Here is a 15,580-nt window from a genome sequence, read left to right on the forward strand (position 1 = left end):
ATTAGTTCCCCAATGCCACATAGATGGTCATGTTTTCCCACACACGCTGCACGTAATTCCGCGTTTCGGAATAGGGAATACTCTCAATCCAGTCGATCATCTCTTCGGCCGAAGCGCCGTTCTGGGCTGGGTTGCCAGCTGTGCTCAACCAGCGTGCCAAACGGGTAGGGCCTCCATTATACGCTGCGGCCATATACGGCACCACAGCCCCAAAGCGGGATTGAATATGCTCCAGATAAGCTGTGCCCAAACGCATGTTGTTTTCTGGGTCATGCAGCCCGGCAGCCGTTGCCGCTGAGGCCGGCAGGCCCGTTACACGCAGCATATCTCCTGCAGTGGAAGGCTTAAGCTGCATAAGCCCAATAGCGTTAGAGGGGCTAACGGCATCAAGGTTAAAGTTACTTTCCTGCCGCATCAAACCGAGTGCCACGCCCGCAGGCAACGTGCTGGATGGCGGCGTATAAGGTAGCGGCCAACCAGAGCGCAGCAAAAATACGCCATCTCGGCCCGCATGGCGGGAGACTGTTACCGCAATATCCGGCAAGCCCAACTGCGCAGACAAAGAAGACAGTGCCAGACGCTGCGGCGTACTTGTAACCTGCTGTTCCAACATGTTCATAAAATCTCGCGCATGGGGGCGATCTCCCCACGAAACAAGAATTTGCGCTGCCTGCGCCAGTTCACTGCCAGAAACGTAAACATCTTCTGATGTAGTTGTTTCCGGGTCACGCTCAGCTTTTAGGCGCGTGCGGGTTTCTTCTGGCACATTTGCGGGGTCCAGCAGCACATTGTTGCGGCCTTCCAGTGCTGCGGCTGCCATTTGCCCATAAAATGTACCGGGCAGGGCCGCTGCCTGCTGCCAATTTGCGTGGGCCGAAGCGGAATCTCCTGCCGCAGCACGCGCCCGCCCAAGCCAATAAAAGCCGCGGCTACGCGTAATAAGGGCTGAAGACTGCGCAAGCGGGCGGAAAAAAGTTTCTGCTGTTGCCGGATCATGCTGCAGGCGCAGGGCAATCCAACCGGAAAGAAACTGTGCATCCAGCCTGTTGGTTGGTGTGGTCGCAGTATCATTTGCCACAGCAAAAGCATCTGCAGCACGACCTGCCTGAATCAATTCCCGCGCCAGCGTATCTCGTTCCCGCCAGAATGAGGCACCATGTGTGCTGCGTTCGGCATCTACACCAGCGCTTTTCCATAGCGCCACGGCTTCATCATAACGCTGCTGTTTGCGCAGCCAGCGCGCATGATCAAGAATAAGATAAGGGTCAGACCGCTGGTTAGCGGGTAGGGCGGCTAGCAGTGTTTCTGCGGCCGGATCATCGGCACGGAAAGCCAGGCGGGCCTGCGCCAGCGGCTGCTTTTGGGCCGAAAGAGTGGGCAGGGTTTGCTTGGCTGCCGCGACCAGCCCATTTTTTTCTTCACGATCAAACCGCAACCAAGAACGTTCTGGCGTGATGGCAGATGCAAAGTTGCTTTGCAGGGCTGCGGCGGCGGAGCTGGTATCATTCCCATTTACCCAAGCCTGTGCGGCTTCTGCATTCAAGCGTTTGCTTAAATCCGCCGAGGCCGGAACCTGCGTGGCACATTGCGCAAGGGCTGGGCCATATGTCAGATTTTGTGTGGCGCACAGCCGGGCCAGCACTGCCGGATCTGTTTCCTTGGCCAATGCCAGTTGCATGCGTGATGTCAGCAACTGCCAACGGGGCCATACCGGACGTGTTTGCAGGAAATCAGCATAAGCCTGCGCACTGTTCTGCGAGGATTTCACCAACCCCAGCCAGACCGTCAACCGGCTAGCCACATCACTTGTAGGGGGTGTGCCTTGGGCGGCCTGCTGCTCCGTTGGCCATGCCAAACGGTTTTCAGAGGCTCCCTGCTGTTCTGGCGAGGAGGACGAGCAGGCGCTCAGCCCCATGCACGCCAGAGAAACAGCCGCCACAAGGCGGTATCGGTACGAAATCGCAAAACGTCTCATACCGCAGAATCAGCGCGTTTCCCGCGCCTTGGCAAGTGCTTTCCGCACCAGCCTCCAATCAGTGGGGCAAATGCCCCCAAACTTCGCCGCCACCTTTCACAATCAGCTCAATGGCAACGGCCAGAACAATCAGCAGGCCAACCCAGGAAATCCATTTATATTTATCCAGCAGCCGCGCAATAACAGACGCCGCCAGCCCCATAAGCAGCACGGAAAGCGCCAGACCGGCTATAAGAATACCCGGATGCTCCCGCGCGGCACCGGCAACAGCCAGCACGTTGTCCAAGCTCATGGACAAATCAGCTATCAGGATACGGAAAATCGCTTTTCCCAAGCTGGCTGGTGGAGCAGGGCCTGCATCAGCATCGGCATGGCTTTCCCGCATTTCGCGGTACATGCGCCAGCATACCCAAAGCAGCAAAAAGCCGCCAGCCAGCGTAAGGCCCACTATTTCCAGCAGCCGCACCGCCACCAACGCCAGCAAAATACGGATAACAGCCGCCAGCCCTACACCGGCAAAAATGGCTTTCCGCCGCTGCGCGCCAGAAAGAGACCGCACCGCCATACCAATAACAACGGCGTTATCCCCCGCCAGTGTCACATCAATCAGCACAACCTGCAAAAAGGCGACAAATGCTGTCAGGCTGAAGGAATCCAGAAAGCCGTTCACGTGAGCTCCGATTCGAAAAACAGGGCGCAAAATGCGCCCGAAAAGGCGGCAGTTTCGGGAAGGAACACAAAAAGTCAAAGTTTTCCGCTTTGCGGGCAGACGAAAGGCACGAAATCCGCTAGAGAGACGCCACCTGTTGGCTTTATTGTTTTGGTTAAGGAATTCTGCGTTATGGTGCCGCGTTATACTCGCCCCGTCATGGCCGCCATCTGGTCTCCCACAAACCGCTATCGCATCTGGTTTGAAATTGAAGCGCTGGCGTGTGAAGCCATGGCTGAATATGGCACCGTGCCAAAGGAAGCCGCCAAGGTTGTGCGCGAAAAAGGCGATGCCGCAATGGCTGCCTTCTCTGATGCCGATCTGGCCCGCATTGATGAAATTGAAGCCGAAACCCGGCACGACGTCATTGCCTTCCTGACATGGCTGGCAGAAAAGGTTGGCCCGGAAAGCCGCTTTGTGCATTTGGGCATGACATCATCCGATGTGCTGGATACCTGTTTGGCCGTGCAGCTTGTGCAGGCAACAGACCTGCTGCTGAAAGATCTGGATGGTGTTCTGGATGCGCTGAAAACACGCGCTTTCGAACACAAACATACCCTCACCATTGGCCGCAGCCACGGTATTCATGCCGAACCCACATCTTTCGGGCTGAAGCTGGCTGGCCATTACGCAGAATTCGCCCGCAACAAAGAACGGCTTGAAACTGCGCGCGCTGAAATTGCTACCTGTGCCATTTCTGGTGCTGTGGGCACCTATGCGCATCTGGACCCGCGCGTTGAATCCTATGTGGCAGAACGTCTGGGCCTGAAGCCGGAAACCGTTTCCACGCAGGTTATCCCGCGTGATCGGCATGCCGCTTACTTCTGTGCTCTGGCTGTGATTGCCAGCGGCATTGAACGTCTGGCCATTGAAGTGCGCCATCTCCAGCGTTCTGAAGTGCGTGAAGCCGAAGAATTCTTCCATAAGGGCCAGAAGGGCTCTTCCGCCATGCCGCACAAGCGCAACCCGGTGCTGACAGAAAACCTGACAGGTCTGGCCCGTTTGGTACGTGCGGCCGTTATTCCGGCGCTGGAAGACGTAGCCCTGTGGCATGAACGCGATATCAGCCATTCTTCTGTAGAACGGAACATCTGCCCAGATGCCACTATCGGGCTGGATTTTGCCCTTGTGCGCCTGTCTGGCATGATCTCCAAAATGCTGGTATATCCAGACCGCATGGCCGCCAACATTGAAAGCCTTGGCGGTGTTGTACATTCCGGCGAAGTGCTGCTGGCACTGGCCAAAGCTGGTCTTTCACGCGAGGATGCCTACCGGATCGTGCAGCGTAACGCCATGGAAACATGGACCAAACTGGGCACGCCGGAATGCAAGACCTTCCGTGAAAATCTGGATGCAGATCCGGAAATTTCTGGCCGTATCTCCCCCGACGTTCTGGATGCGGCAATGGATAGCCGCCAGCACCTGAAGGCGCTGGATACGCAGTACGAAAAAATCTTTGGTGAAACAGGGCCCCGCCAGTAAGCAGGCTCCCCTGTCATAGCAGGATATATCTTCCTACCCAGAAGCCTGCTATGAACCATATCCTAGCATGTAAGGGGCCATACTGGCTGGCCCCTTGAACAACAGCCAGTTCTGCCCGAACTGGCTTTACCCTTTTTCGACAGGTAAGGATCATCATGGCCCGTCGGCGTCAGCTTTATGAAGGTAAAGCCAAAATCCTTTTTGAAGGCCCCGAACCTGGCACCCTTGTGCAATATTTCAAGGACGATGCCACAGCAGGGAACGGCGCAAAAAGCGGCGTAATTACCGGGAAAGGCGTTCTGAACAACCGTATCAGTGAATTTCTGATGCTGCGGTTGCAGGAAATCGGCATTCCCACGCACTTTATCCGCCGCATCAACATGCGTGAGCAGTTGGTCAAGGAAGTGGAAATTATTCCGCTAGAAGTGGTTGTGCGCAATATTGCCGCTGGCAGCATTTCCAAGCGCTTTGATATTCCCGAAGGGGAGCGCCTGCCGCGCCCGATTGTGGAATTCTATTACAAGAATGACGCGCTGGGTGATCCTCTGGTTTCAGAAGACCACATCATCGCCTTCGGCTGGGCCTGCCCGCACGATATGGAAGAAATTACCGGCATGGCCATGCGGGTAAATGATTTTCTGTGCGGCCTGTTCAGCGGTATCGGCATCCAGTTGGTAGACTTCAAACTGGAGTTTGGCCGTATCTGGGAAGGCGAAGATATGCAGATTGTGCTGGCAGATGAAATCTCGCCAGATAACTGCCGCCTGTGGGATATGCACACAAACGAAAAACTGGATAAAGACCGGTTCCGCCGCGATATGGGCAACGTAAAAGAAGCCTATCAGGAAGTGGCGCGCCGCATGGGCATCCTGCCAGAAAACGGGGCAGGCGGAGATATGAAGGGGCCGGAAACGGTCCAGTAACCACGCTGGTGGCAACGGGAGCTTGAAAATGAAGGTACGTGTAACCGTCATGCTGAAGGACGGTGTTCTGGATCCGCAGGGCAAGGCCATTAGCCACGCATTGCAGACACTTGGCTTTGAAGGCGTGCAGGATGTGCGCGTGGGCAAGGTGATTGAGCTGGATCTGCCCGGCGCAAAAGCCGCGGAAGCCCAGAAAAAGGCCGATGCCATGGCGCGTGATCTGCTGGCCAATCTGGTAATTGAAGATTACTCTGTAGAGGTGGTGGAATGAAGCGCACCCTCCTTGTAACTTTGGCTTTGGCATGCGCGGCACCGGGCTTTGCCCATGCCCAGCGCATTGCGCCCATGAAGGCAGGCAACTTTGCCCGCCTTTGCACGCGCGCCACCAGCGCTGGCATTTGCGATGCCTATATTGGCGGCCTGACGGATGGTGTCTCTCTTTCCAAGATCAATGATCGGAACGAGGGTGATCCATCTGCACCTGCTGGTTTTTGTGTGCCTACCACAGAAACCATGCCCGTTATGCGTTCCAAGGTTCTCGCCTGGCTGAAAGCGCATTCTGAAACACTGGACAAGCCGGTTGGTGAAAGCGTTTTTGCCGCCCTGCATGCCTCTTATCCGTGCAGTGTGAAAAAATGAAAGCAGCAATTATCGTATTCCCCGGCACGAACCGGGAGCGCGATATGGCCATTGCCCTCAAGCGTGTTACAGGGCAGGCCCCGCGCATGATCTGGCACCATGAAACAGATCTGGGAGATACCGATCTGGTCGTGCTGCCAGGTGGTTTTAGCTATGGCGATTATCTGCGCTGTGGTGCCATGGCCGCGCATTCTCCCATTATGGGGGCTATCAAAGCGTTTGCCCAAAAGGGCGGCCATATTCTGGGTGTATGCAACGGCTTCCAGATTTTAACGGAAACAGGGCTTCTGCCCGGTGCACTGTTGCGCAACGCCAACCTGCGCTTTCTCTCTCAGGATTGCTACCTGAAGGTGGAAGCAGAAAACACGCCTTTCACCCATAAGTGGAAAAAGGGCGATGTTTTCCGCACCCCGCTGGCGCATGGTGATGGCAATTACACGGCAGACATCGCCACGCTGGAACGGCTTGAAGGCGAAGGCCTTGTGGCGTTCCGCTATGCCGATGCCAAGGGCAACGTGCAGGCGGATGATGCCGCCAGCAACCCCAATGGCAGCGTTAACAGCATTGCGGGCATCCTAAGCGAAAACAAACGCATTTGCGGCATGATGCCTCATCCGGAAGATCTGGTTGATCCTCTGATGGGTGGTGAAGATGGTCTGCCGTTGTTCCAAGGTCTGGTGGAGGCTGTAGTCCGGTGAATAAGCCTGTAACCGTTGATGAATCTCTCGCCCGTGAATTCGGGCTGACATCTGAGGAATACGGCCGCGTGCTGTCCATTATGGGTCGCACCCCCAGCCTGACAGAACTGGGCGTGTTCTCTGTGATGTGGTCGGAACACTGCTCCTACAAATCTTCCCGCAAGTGGCTGCGCACGCTGCCCACCAAGGCGCCGTGGGTTATTCATGGTCCCGGTGAAAATGCTGGTGTGGTGGATATTGGGCAGGGCTATGCCGCCATCTTCAAGATGGAAAGCCATAACCACCCCTCCTTTATCGAGCCCTATCAGGGTGCGGCCACGGGTGTTGGCGGTATTCTGCGCGATGTGTTCACCATGGGCGCACGCCCCATTGCCAACCTGAACGCCCTGCGTTTTGGCAGCCCGGAAAACCCCGTAACCCGCCGCGTGATTGATGGCGTGGTGCGTGGCATTGGCGGCTATGGCAACTGCGTGGGCGTGCCCACCGTAGGCGGGGAAATCAACTTCCACCCGGCCTATGATGGCAACCCGCTGGTAAATGCCATGACGGTTGGTTTGGCCCGTAAGGACCGTATCTTCCTTTCCGCTGCGGCAGGCGTTGGCAACCCGGTTGTTTACGTGGGCTCCCGCACAGGGCGTGATGGTATCCATGGTGCCACCATGTCTTCCGCCGAGTTTGATGAAGATGCACTTTCCAAGCGCCCCACGGTGCAGGTGGGTGACCCCTTCATTGAAAAGCTGCTGATTGAAGCCTGTCTGGAACTGATGGCAACAGATGCCATTGTGGCTATTCAGGACATGGGCGCTGCAGGGCTGACATCTTCTTCCGTGGAAATGGCAGGCAAGGGCGGCGTAGGTATCGAGCTTGATCTGGATGCCGTGCCACAGCGTGAGCCGAATATGACGGCTTATGAAATGATGCTGTCTGAAAGCCAGGAACGCATGCTGATGGTGCTGCGCCCTGACCGGACAGACGTGGCCCGCAAGATCTTTGAAAAATGGGAACTGGATTTTGCCATTATCGGGCATCTGACAGATACCGGCCACATCGTCGTCAAGCACAAAGGGCAGTTGGAAGCCGATATTCCGCTGGACCCATTGGCAGAACAGGCCCCCATTTACGATCGCCCAGCAACACCACCCAAGGCGCCGGCTCCGCTGGAAGGCGTGCATGCACCGCTTTCTTTGGATGCCACATTGCTGAAGCTGGTTGGTTCGCCAGATCTGGCCTCCCGCGCATGGGTATGGAACCAATATGACAGCACCGTAGGGGGGCAGACAGTCCGCCGCCCGGGTGCTGCTGATGCTGCTATTGTGAAGGTGGAAGATACAGACATTGGTCTGGCCATCACCACAGATTGCACCCCGCGCTACTGTCAAGCAGACCCAAAAACGGGTGGTGCACAGGCTGTTGCAGAAGCATGGCGTAACCTTACAGCTACTGGCGCACGCCCACTGGCCGTAACGGATAACCTGAACTTCGCCAACCCGGAAAAGCCCGAAATCATGGGCCAGTTTGTGGCCGCGGTTGAAGGGATGGGGGAAGCCTGTACAGCGCTGGATTTCCCGGTCGTGAGCGGCAACGTGTCTCTTTATAACGAAACACGAAACCCAGATGGCTCCACCACCGCCATTCTGCCCACACCTGCCATTGGCGCTTTGGGCGTTCTGGATGATGTGAACAAGGCTGTTGGCCTTGGCATGCAGCCAGAATCTGACGTGGTGCTGATTGGTGAAACCAAGGGTGAACTCGGCCAGACCATCTGGCTGCGTGAAATCCTTGGTCAGGAAGCTGGTGCACCACCGCCGGTCGATCTGGCTGCTGAAAAACGCAATGGTGACTTTGTGCGCAGCGCCATTCTGGATGGCACCATTACCGCATGTCATGACATTGCTGACGGTGGCATTATGGTTGCCGCCGCAGAAATGGTGATGGCAAGCGGCATTGGATGTGAGCTGGAAAGCCCAGATTCCGGCATCCGGCCAGAAGCCTTCTGGTTTGGTGAAGATCAGGCCCGCTATCTGGCTTGTGTGGCAAACGGCAAAGCCCTGTGCGAACGCGCTCAGGCAGCTGGTGTGCCAGCACGCATTATTGCCCGCTCAGGCGGAAATGATTTGATTCTGCCCAGCGGCGTCACCATATCCGCAGCACGCCTAAAAACGGCCCATGAAGCGTTTTTCCCGACGCTGATGGGCAACTAACAAACAAGCGGGAAGGAAGCAGACCGATGGCAATGTCCGCCACAGAACTCGAAACCTATATCCGGCAGGCTTTTCCAGATGCCCAGATCAAGATTGATGATCTGGCAGGGGATGGTGATCATTATGCCTGTTCCGTGGTGAGCGAAGCCTTCCGGGGCCTTTCACGCGTGCGGCAGCATCAGCTTGTCTATCAGGCCCTGCAGGGCCACATGGGCGGCAAGCTGCATGCGCTGGCGCTTACAACTTCTGCTCCCTAATCACTTAGCTTTAAGGATATCAGACCATGACAGATACAGCACAGCAGCGCATCAAGCAGGACATTGAAGCCAACCCCGTCATGCTGTTCATGAAAGGGGATGCCGATTTCCCTCAGTGCGGTTTTTCTGCTCGCGTTGTGCAGATTCTCCAGCACCTTGGCGTGCCTTTCAAAACCGAAAACGTGCTGGCTGATCCGGCCATCCGTCAGGGCATTAAGGATTTCTCAAACTGGCCGACAATTCCCCAGCTTTACGTAAAAGGGGAATTCATTGGTGGGTGCGATATTGTCACCGAAATGTATCAGTCTGGTGAACTGCAAAACCTGTTCAAGGAAAAAAACATTCCTTGTAACGCCCCAGCCTGATTTTTGGGTTGTCAAGTGGGGGTGGGACTGTATAGTTCCTAAAGAAAAGAGAAACAGGTTGGGATCAGATTAATGAAACGAGTTGCGGTTGTACGTGGCGCTCTTGCTCTTACAGCACTTGGCGTAGGGTTAGTCACCACTTCTTCCTCTGCTCGGGCAGAACGCATTATTTCTGATCTGGAAGCCAGCAAGCTGACTTTCGCGGCGCTTACAGCAGCGCCGCCGCCGGTTGTGCATCATGTCCGGCATGTTGCTGTGGCCAAGTCCTCACACCGTGTTGTTCTGGCTGCAGCCCAGCATGGCAAGGCCCATAGCATGGTGCGGCTTGTAAGCTACCACCCAGCGCATGCGGTTTCTGCACATAGTGTCAAACGCCGCCATCGCACCTGATTTTTTCTCTTTTACACCCACGCATGTTTTAAAGGCGCTCCTGTTGCAGAAGCGCCTTTTTTACATTTGGCGGATAACATCCTCCAACCGCTCCATCCTGCCTGCATCATCAAACACAAATAGATCAAAACGCATTTCTTCATATTGCCAATAAGGGTGCTTTTGCAGCAGACATTCCGCCGCACGGAACAAGCGCCGCTGTTGTGCTGGCTGTAAACTTACCAAGGCTTCTTCTATAGAACGCCGTTTTTTTACTTCCACAAAACACAGAACTGCTGCTTTACTGGCCACAATATCAATTTCACCGCGGTGGGTGCGGGCTCGGCGCAAAAGCACGGTCCATCCGTCCTGTTCCAGCCAGTCACAGGCTTGCTGTTCGGCTGCCACACCTTGCGTGTAGGCAACACTGCCGCGTCTTTGTTTCTGCAAAAATGCTGGCCCCTGTTTTGCAGCTACTTTGTTCGGTATCTTATAGCCCAGCCCATTTTGTGTGAGCATTTTACCTATCATGTTGCCAGACTTGTCCATTTCACCTTTTACGCTTGTGCTTACAGTTATCAGGTTTGTGCTGGTTGTTTCTGTCGGATTGCACATTCTGCTTACAAAACGCAACACGGCATCTGCTATCGGGTGGATAGGCGCGTGTGTGTTTATGCCTATACTGGGTACAACCCTTTATCTGATGTTCGGCATCAACCGCGTAACCCGCTTGGCCAAAAAGCTGGTTGGAGATCGCTCCCCCCGCCGGTTGGAAATAGATCAACCTTCATCTTGGAACAGGGAGCTGGAAGGGCAGTTTGCGCCATTAGCCCTTATGGTGGGTAAGCTGAGCAGTCGCGCTCTGGTCGGTGGTAATTCCATCATTCCATTGCATGATGGAGATGGCGCATACCCGCATATGCTGGATGCCATAGAAAAAGCCAGCAAAAGTATTCTGCTGTGTTCCTATATTTTCAGAGATGACAAAGTTGGTGGCCTGTTTGCAGATAAACTGGTTGCTGCCCATAAACGTGGCGTGCAGGTGCGTGTGCTGGTTGATGGCATAGGTAGCGGTTATTTTCTTTCTCCCCTTTACCATCGGTTGCGGCGGGCAGGGGTGCCGTGTGCGCGCTTTATGCATTCTTTGCTGCCGTGGCGGATGCCTTTCATCAATTTGCGCGATCACCGCAAAATTCTGGTGGTAGATGGGCGTATTGGCTTTTTAGGCGGGCTGAATATTGCGGATGAAAACATGGTTTCCCGCAAACCCAAGCACCCGGTATCGGACACGCATTTTAAAGTGGAAGGTCCGGTTGTCCGCCAGTTGGCCGAAGCCGCTGCGTGGGATTGGTATTTTACCACGCAGGAGCGCCTGCATGGTGATCTGTATTTTCAGGAACACAAAAGCACAGGCGAATCACTGGCACGTATTGTCACGGCTGGGCCGGATACAGATCTGGAAAAAATAGAATACACCATGTTGCAGGCCATTACGCTGGCCCGCAAAAACGTAAGGTTGATGACGCCTTATTTTCTGCCGGGGCAACGCCTGATGTCCGAGCTGGGGCTGGCGGCCCTTCGCGGTGTGCAGGTTGATCTTGTTATCCCTCACCAGAGCAATCATCTCCCGCTGGATTGGGCGTGTGCTGCCAATATTGCACCTTTGCTCAATGCCGGGGTGCGTGTCTGGCTGGCAAATCCACCCTTTAACCATTCCAAGTTAATGGTGGTGGATAGAGCTTGGTCTTGTGTGGGAAGTTCCAATCTTGATATTCGCAGCCTCAGGCTGAATTTTGAAATCAATATGGAAATCTACGATACCGTATTGGCCGAAATGCTGGATGATTTTATCATCAAACACCGTAACAAACGGCTCACACATTATGATCTGGATAACCGTAACAAGATCATCCAGATCCGAGATGCGTTTGCCAGATTGTTTATGCCCTATTTGTAAAAATTACAGCCCAATCAAAGGCCGTAAAGTGACCGCAATAGGCCGGTGATCCGAGGCAAAAACCGGCAGAACACGTGCGCTTAAACACTGCATGCCTTCCACCAGGCACCGGTCAATTCTAATAGGCAGCAAATCTACCATCCGATGCGTGGGGGCCTTAGGCCCAACATCCTTAAAACCGGGCACCAATGTTGGGCCCAACAGGTTGAAATCCCCCAAAATGGCACATGGGGGAGAAAGCAGGGTAGCCAAACGCCGCAACTGCTTACGGTTTAACATCTGCCCATGAGACAGATGCACATTGGCCAGAGAAAACTTATCATACTCAATAATCTGGGCATGGCGCTTAAACAGCGGGCCAGAAGGAATGGTGCAGGCTCTGGGCGCGCGTGCGAATGGAATACGGCTCCAACATGCCACACCATGAATACGCCCCGGCTGCGGGTTACGCGCATAGTGGCCACCAATTACATCTGGCAGCACGTCTATTTCTACCGTGGCCTCCTGCATCAGCAGCACATCGGGCTTTTCGGCCTCAATAAGGGCGGCAATATCATGCACGGTTGCCCCCGTGCGGCGCAACAGGTTCCAGCTAATAACCCGCACGCCCTCCATATCGCAGGCAACAAAGGAATGGGCTGACTTGCGACGCGCAAACTCAACCAGCCGAGAGAGTGGACGCCTCATGATGTCAGAGTCCTTTTTTCATCCTGCGTAAGAGGTTGCGCGGCTTCATCTGCTGCAAATTCAGTTGTGAGCGTAAAGCCAATAGCCAGCAGAATAGGCCCCAGAAAAATGCCTACACCGCCAAAAGCCAGAAGGCCGCCAATAACGCCCAGCACTGTCAGCAAATAGGGAAGCTTACTGCCCCGCGCAATAAACAGCGGGCGGATAAGATGATCTGCCCCCGAGATAACCAAAACACCATAAAGCAGCAGTAAAATGCCTTTTCCCGGATGGTGCATACCAAACAGCCATAGGGCGGCAGGTATCCACACCAACGGAGCACCTATGGGAAAAACCGCCAGAAATGCCGCCAGCACACCTAAAATAACAGCTTCTCCAACCCCTAACAGCCACAGGCCCAAACCTGTGAGAATACCCTGTATGATCGCGGTGCCTAAAATGCCATATACTGTCCCGCGTACTGTACTGCCGACAATATGCAGGTGCCGCCCGGCCTGATGGCCTGCAATACGCACCATAACGGCTTGCACCGTATCCCATAACATGGGGCCGCTGAGCCAAAAAAAGAAGGCAATAAACAGCGCCATAACCAGATGCAGGGCGCCATTGGCCATGCGCATCAACACTTCAAGGAGAGATTGAATGATCTCACCCGCATAGGGGCGCAGTTCATCCCCCACAGAGCTGATGTTACGGCTCCAGCGCTCCCAATGGTGGCTGATATCTGGCCCAAACGCCGGCAGTGATGCAATCCAATGGGGCAGGGGTGGCAGTTCATGAATAGTTCCAACAAACGCCATAACCTGACGCGCCCAGCGTGGGCCGGATGATACACAGGCAGATGCCAGAAATGCCAGCGGCAACACCACGCCAACGGCGCATAGCAATGTCATGGTCAAACTGGCAGCGTTTGGCCCCATGCGGCGGCGCAAATGCTGGAACAATGGCCACGTTGTATAAGCCAGCACGCCCGCCCACAGCAGAGCGGAAGAAAAGGGTGCAAGCACCAGAACGCACCCATACGTAATGCCGCCCAAAAGCAGCAGCCGCATGATGCGTTCGGTAGAAGCGGGCTGACCAGTTGCCATTCAGCTATTAAATCATGAAATCTGGATTTTGTCTGGTGTGAAAACAAAACTTCTCCATGCACACTCAACATGCCGCACCATGATGTTTTGTTTGCCAGCCAGACGGGGCTGTGTGATCTTTGCGGTAGAATATTCAGAATAACAATGGGTCAGACAGCCGATATGTCACCTCTTATTTCCACACAAAAACTGGCCGAAATGCTTGGCTCCTCCGGCGTGCATGTGCTGGATGCAACTGCCCTCCTGCCCGGAGAAACCTTTAACCCGCAGCAAAGTTTTGCCGCAGCGCATATTCCCGGTAGCCGGTATTTTGATATCGAACTGTTTTCTGACCCAGAAAGCGCGTTGCCACATACTGCCCCCTCCGCCGCGCGGTTTAGCCACCTGTTTGGCAGGCTGGGCATAACGGCACAGGATACCGTGGTTTTTTATGATCAGGGCAATGTGGCATCGGCTTGCCGCGGGTGGTGGTTAACGCGCCTGTTTGGGCATGAACACAGCTTTATTCTGGATGGCGGATTGCCCGCATGGGTGCGTGATGGACACCCAACAGAAGCAGCAGCCCCAACCGCGGCGTTACCGGCACCTTATCAGCCACGCACATGTTATACGCATATTGTGGGGCTGGGGGACATGCTGGATATTGTAAAACACGGCTCACGCCCCATTCTGGATGCCCGCAGCGCTGCCCGTTTTTATGGGGAAACTCCAGAACCTCGGCCCCATGTCGCTTCAGGCCACATGCCGGGTGTGCGCAATATGCCTTATAAAAACTTGCTGAATACAAAAGGGCAGTTTTTACCTCCTGAACAGTTGCATACTCTATTTGCGCAAGCAGGCATTACGGAAACTGATACCCCCGTAACCACCTGCGGCTCCGGCATGACCGCCGCCGTGCTGACAGCAGGTTTGGCTATTGCCGGGCTTAATATGGGTGCCTTGTATGATGGATCCTGGGCCGAATGGGGCAGCTTCCCCAATGCGCCCGTAACAGTGGAACGCACAGCATGACAGACGAAAACAGAGTTTCCGCCGGCTGGCTTAAACTTGCATCTTCCCTCAGCCATGTTGCCCGCCCACAAGCAACAGAGGCAGGTACTTATGTAAACCTGCCACTGGAACGTGGCTCTACCGTTGTGTTTCCATCCTTGGATGCCATGCAGCAGACCGGCCGCAAACGGTATGAGCATGTCAGCATTTATGGGGCCATGGGCTCGCCCACCCAGCATGAACTGGAAAAAGCCATTGCTACCATAGAAGGCGGCTCGGACACGCAAGTGGTCTGTTCTGGTCTGGCAGCTTGCACCACGCCGCTTCTGGCTTTCCTCAAAGCCGGAGATCATTGCCTGCTGGCAGATAACGTATATGGCCCAACGCGGCGCTTTGCAGAAAATATGCTCAAACGCTTTGGGGTGGAAATTTCTTATTTTCCACCCTGTGCGGATGCCGCAACCATAACGGCCCTTATGCGCCCCAATACGCGTGTGGTGTTTACAGAAAGCCCCGGTAGCCACACGTTTGAGGTGCAGGATGTTGCCATGCTGGCAGAAGTTGCCCACGCGCATGGTGCCTTGTTGTTTTTAGATAATACATGGGGCTTTGGCATTTTTACGCCATTTAAACACGGCGTGGATGTGTCTATTCAGGCACTTACAAAATACCCGGCTGGCCATTCTGATGTGATTGCTGGTGCCATTACTGTTGCCGATACACGCCTGTGGCATACATTGCGTGATGCCGCCATTCAGATGGGACAGGTAGCTGGGCCGGATGAGTGCTGGCTTACGTTACGCGGCCTGCGCACCATGGGTGTGCGGTTGGCTCAGCAGGCAAAATCTGCCCTGCACATTGCCAAATGGCTGCAAACGCGGCCGGAAGTGGCCCGCGTATTACACCCCGCATTACCAGAATGCCCCGGCCACACATATTGGAAGCGTGATTTTACCGGAGCAGGCAGCCTGTTTGGTGTTGTGTTGAAGGCCGATTACACAGTACAGGACATGCAGCGCATGATTGATGCCCTGAAGATGTATGGCATTGGCGCATCTTGGGGAGGATATGAAAGCCTTATTCTTCCTACCACGGGTGGCATTACCCGCAGCGGTGAATCCCCTGTACAGGCTGGCCCAGCTTTTCGCCTTCAGATTGGTCTGGAAAACCCGGATGATCTGATTGCTGATCTGGAACAGGGCTTGCAGGTTCTTAAAAGCACCTGACCAATTTTCTACCA

The 15,580-nt window shown here is 54.8% G+C and carries 17 protein-coding genes; 12 read left to right on the forward strand and 5 right to left on the reverse strand.

Going from position 1 to position 15,580, the window contains the following annotated elements:
* Position 1: 1 nt before the first annotated feature.
* Both QQM41_RS00120 and QQM41_RS00125 read right to left on the reverse strand, forming a co-directional pair.
* Entirely contained in the window at positions 2-1,975 is a 1,974-nt protein-coding gene (locus QQM41_RS00120; RefSeq protein ID WP_339077406.1) for a lytic transglycosylase domain-containing protein, read from the reverse strand.
* A gap of 58 nt (positions 1,976-2,033) precedes the next feature.
* Positions 2,034-2,645 (reverse strand): TerC family protein, encoded by a 612-nt coding sequence (locus tag QQM41_RS00125; protein ID WP_128105267.1) that lies wholly within the window; start codon positions 2,643-2,645, stop codon positions 2,034-2,036.
* A gap of 171 nt (positions 2,646-2,816) precedes the next feature.
* On the opposite strand from QQM41_RS00125, the gene purB reads away from it, so the two are divergent.
* The 9 genes from purB (at position 2,817) to QQM41_RS00170 (ending at position 9,639) form a co-directional block, all read left to right on the forward strand.
* On the forward strand, positions 2,817-4,166 hold the full coding sequence (gene purB / locus QQM41_RS00130; RefSeq protein WP_012812894.1) for an adenylosuccinate lyase: 1,350 nt from the start codon (positions 2,817-2,819) through the stop codon (positions 4,164-4,166).
* A 155-nt stretch (positions 4,167-4,321) separates the two neighbouring features.
* Positions 4,322-5,089: a phosphoribosylaminoimidazolesuccinocarboxamide synthase gene (gene purC / locus QQM41_RS00135; RefSeq protein WP_003630621.1), complete on the forward strand. Its 768-nt coding sequence runs from the start codon at positions 4,322-4,324 to the stop codon at positions 5,087-5,089.
* A gap of 28 nt (positions 5,090-5,117) precedes the next feature.
* On the forward strand, positions 5,118-5,360 hold the full coding sequence (gene purS, locus QQM41_RS00140; RefSeq protein ID WP_339077407.1) for a phosphoribosylformylglycinamidine synthase subunit PurS: 243 nt from the start codon (positions 5,118-5,120) through the stop codon (positions 5,358-5,360).
* Positions 5,357-5,728, forward strand: coding sequence for a Rap1a/Tai family immunity protein (locus tag QQM41_RS00145; RefSeq protein ID WP_003630617.1), 372 nt, complete (start codon positions 5,357-5,359; stop codon positions 5,726-5,728). The genes purS and QQM41_RS00145 overlap by 4 nt, the downstream gene beginning before the upstream one ends.
* Positions 5,725-6,426, forward strand: a complete 702-nt coding sequence (gene purQ / locus QQM41_RS00150; protein ID WP_050819738.1) for a phosphoribosylformylglycinamidine synthase subunit PurQ — start codon at positions 5,725-5,727, stop codon at positions 6,424-6,426. The genes QQM41_RS00145 and purQ overlap by 4 nt, the downstream gene beginning before the upstream one ends.
* Positions 6,423-8,627 (forward strand): phosphoribosylformylglycinamidine synthase subunit PurL, encoded by a 2,205-nt coding sequence (purL, locus tag QQM41_RS00155; RefSeq protein WP_087651346.1) that lies wholly within the window; start codon positions 6,423-6,425, stop codon positions 8,625-8,627. The genes purQ and purL overlap by 4 nt, the downstream gene beginning before the upstream one ends.
* 26 nt (positions 8,628-8,653) lie before the next feature.
* On the forward strand, positions 8,654-8,884 hold the full coding sequence (locus tag QQM41_RS00160; RefSeq protein ID WP_006115272.1) for a BolA/IbaG family iron-sulfur metabolism protein: 231 nt from the start codon (positions 8,654-8,656) through the stop codon (positions 8,882-8,884).
* 26 nt (positions 8,885-8,910) lie between these two features.
* Positions 8,911-9,249 carry a Grx4 family monothiol glutaredoxin gene (gene grxD, locus QQM41_RS00165; RefSeq protein ID WP_003630611.1) on the forward strand — a complete coding sequence of 113 codons (339 nt, stop codon included), beginning with the start codon at positions 8,911-8,913 and terminating at the stop codon, positions 9,247-9,249.
* A gap of 72 nt (positions 9,250-9,321) precedes the next feature.
* On the forward strand, positions 9,322-9,639 hold the full coding sequence (locus tag QQM41_RS00170) for a hypothetical protein (RefSeq protein ID WP_050819736.1): 318 nt from the start codon (positions 9,322-9,324) through the stop codon (positions 9,637-9,639).
* Positions 9,640-9,699: 60 nt separating this feature from the next.
* On the opposite strand, the gene QQM41_RS00175 is transcribed toward QQM41_RS00170, so the two are convergent.
* On the reverse strand, positions 9,700-10,149 hold the full coding sequence (locus QQM41_RS00175; protein ID WP_339078129.1) for a YraN family protein: 450 nt from the start codon (positions 10,147-10,149) through the stop codon (positions 9,700-9,702).
* Here QQM41_RS00175 and cls point away from each other — a divergent pair.
* On the forward strand, positions 10,148-11,575 hold the full coding sequence (gene cls, locus QQM41_RS00180; protein ID WP_339077408.1) for a cardiolipin synthase: 1,428 nt from the start codon (positions 10,148-10,150) through the stop codon (positions 11,573-11,575). The genes QQM41_RS00175 and cls overlap by 2 nt on opposite strands.
* Positions 11,576-11,578: 3 nt before the next feature.
* Here the strand turns inward: cls and QQM41_RS00185 are convergent, their stop codons facing one another.
* Together QQM41_RS00185 and QQM41_RS00190 are read right to left on the reverse strand one after the other, a co-directional pair.
* Positions 11,579-12,262 (reverse strand): endonuclease/exonuclease/phosphatase family protein, encoded by a 684-nt coding sequence (locus QQM41_RS00185; RefSeq protein WP_050819733.1) that lies wholly within the window; start codon positions 12,260-12,262, stop codon positions 11,579-11,581.
* On the reverse strand, positions 12,259-13,350 hold the full coding sequence (locus QQM41_RS00190) for an AI-2E family transporter (RefSeq protein WP_050819732.1): 1,092 nt from the start codon (positions 13,348-13,350) through the stop codon (positions 12,259-12,261). The genes QQM41_RS00185 and QQM41_RS00190 overlap by 4 nt, the downstream gene beginning before the upstream one ends.
* Positions 13,351-13,419: 69 nt before the next feature.
* Between QQM41_RS00190 and QQM41_RS00195 the strand changes: the two genes are divergently transcribed.
* The gene (locus QQM41_RS00195) at positions 13,420-14,361 is read left to right on the forward strand and encodes a sulfurtransferase (protein ID WP_339077409.1); all 942 of its coding nucleotides are present in this window, start codon (positions 13,420-13,422) and stop codon (positions 14,359-14,361) included.
* Positions 14,358-15,566, forward strand: a complete 1,209-nt coding sequence (metC, locus tag QQM41_RS00200) for a cystathionine beta-lyase (RefSeq protein ID WP_339077410.1) — start codon at positions 14,358-14,360, stop codon at positions 15,564-15,566. Before QQM41_RS00195 ends, metC begins: the two co-directional genes overlap by 4 nt.
* The last annotated feature ends 14 nt before the right edge of the window (positions 15,567-15,580 follow it).

It is taken from the genome of Acetobacter sp. AC2005, assembly GCF_037901235.1.
In the GTDB taxonomy this organism is placed as follows: Bacteria; Pseudomonadota; Alphaproteobacteria; order Acetobacterales; family Acetobacteraceae; genus Acetobacter; species Acetobacter oryzoeni.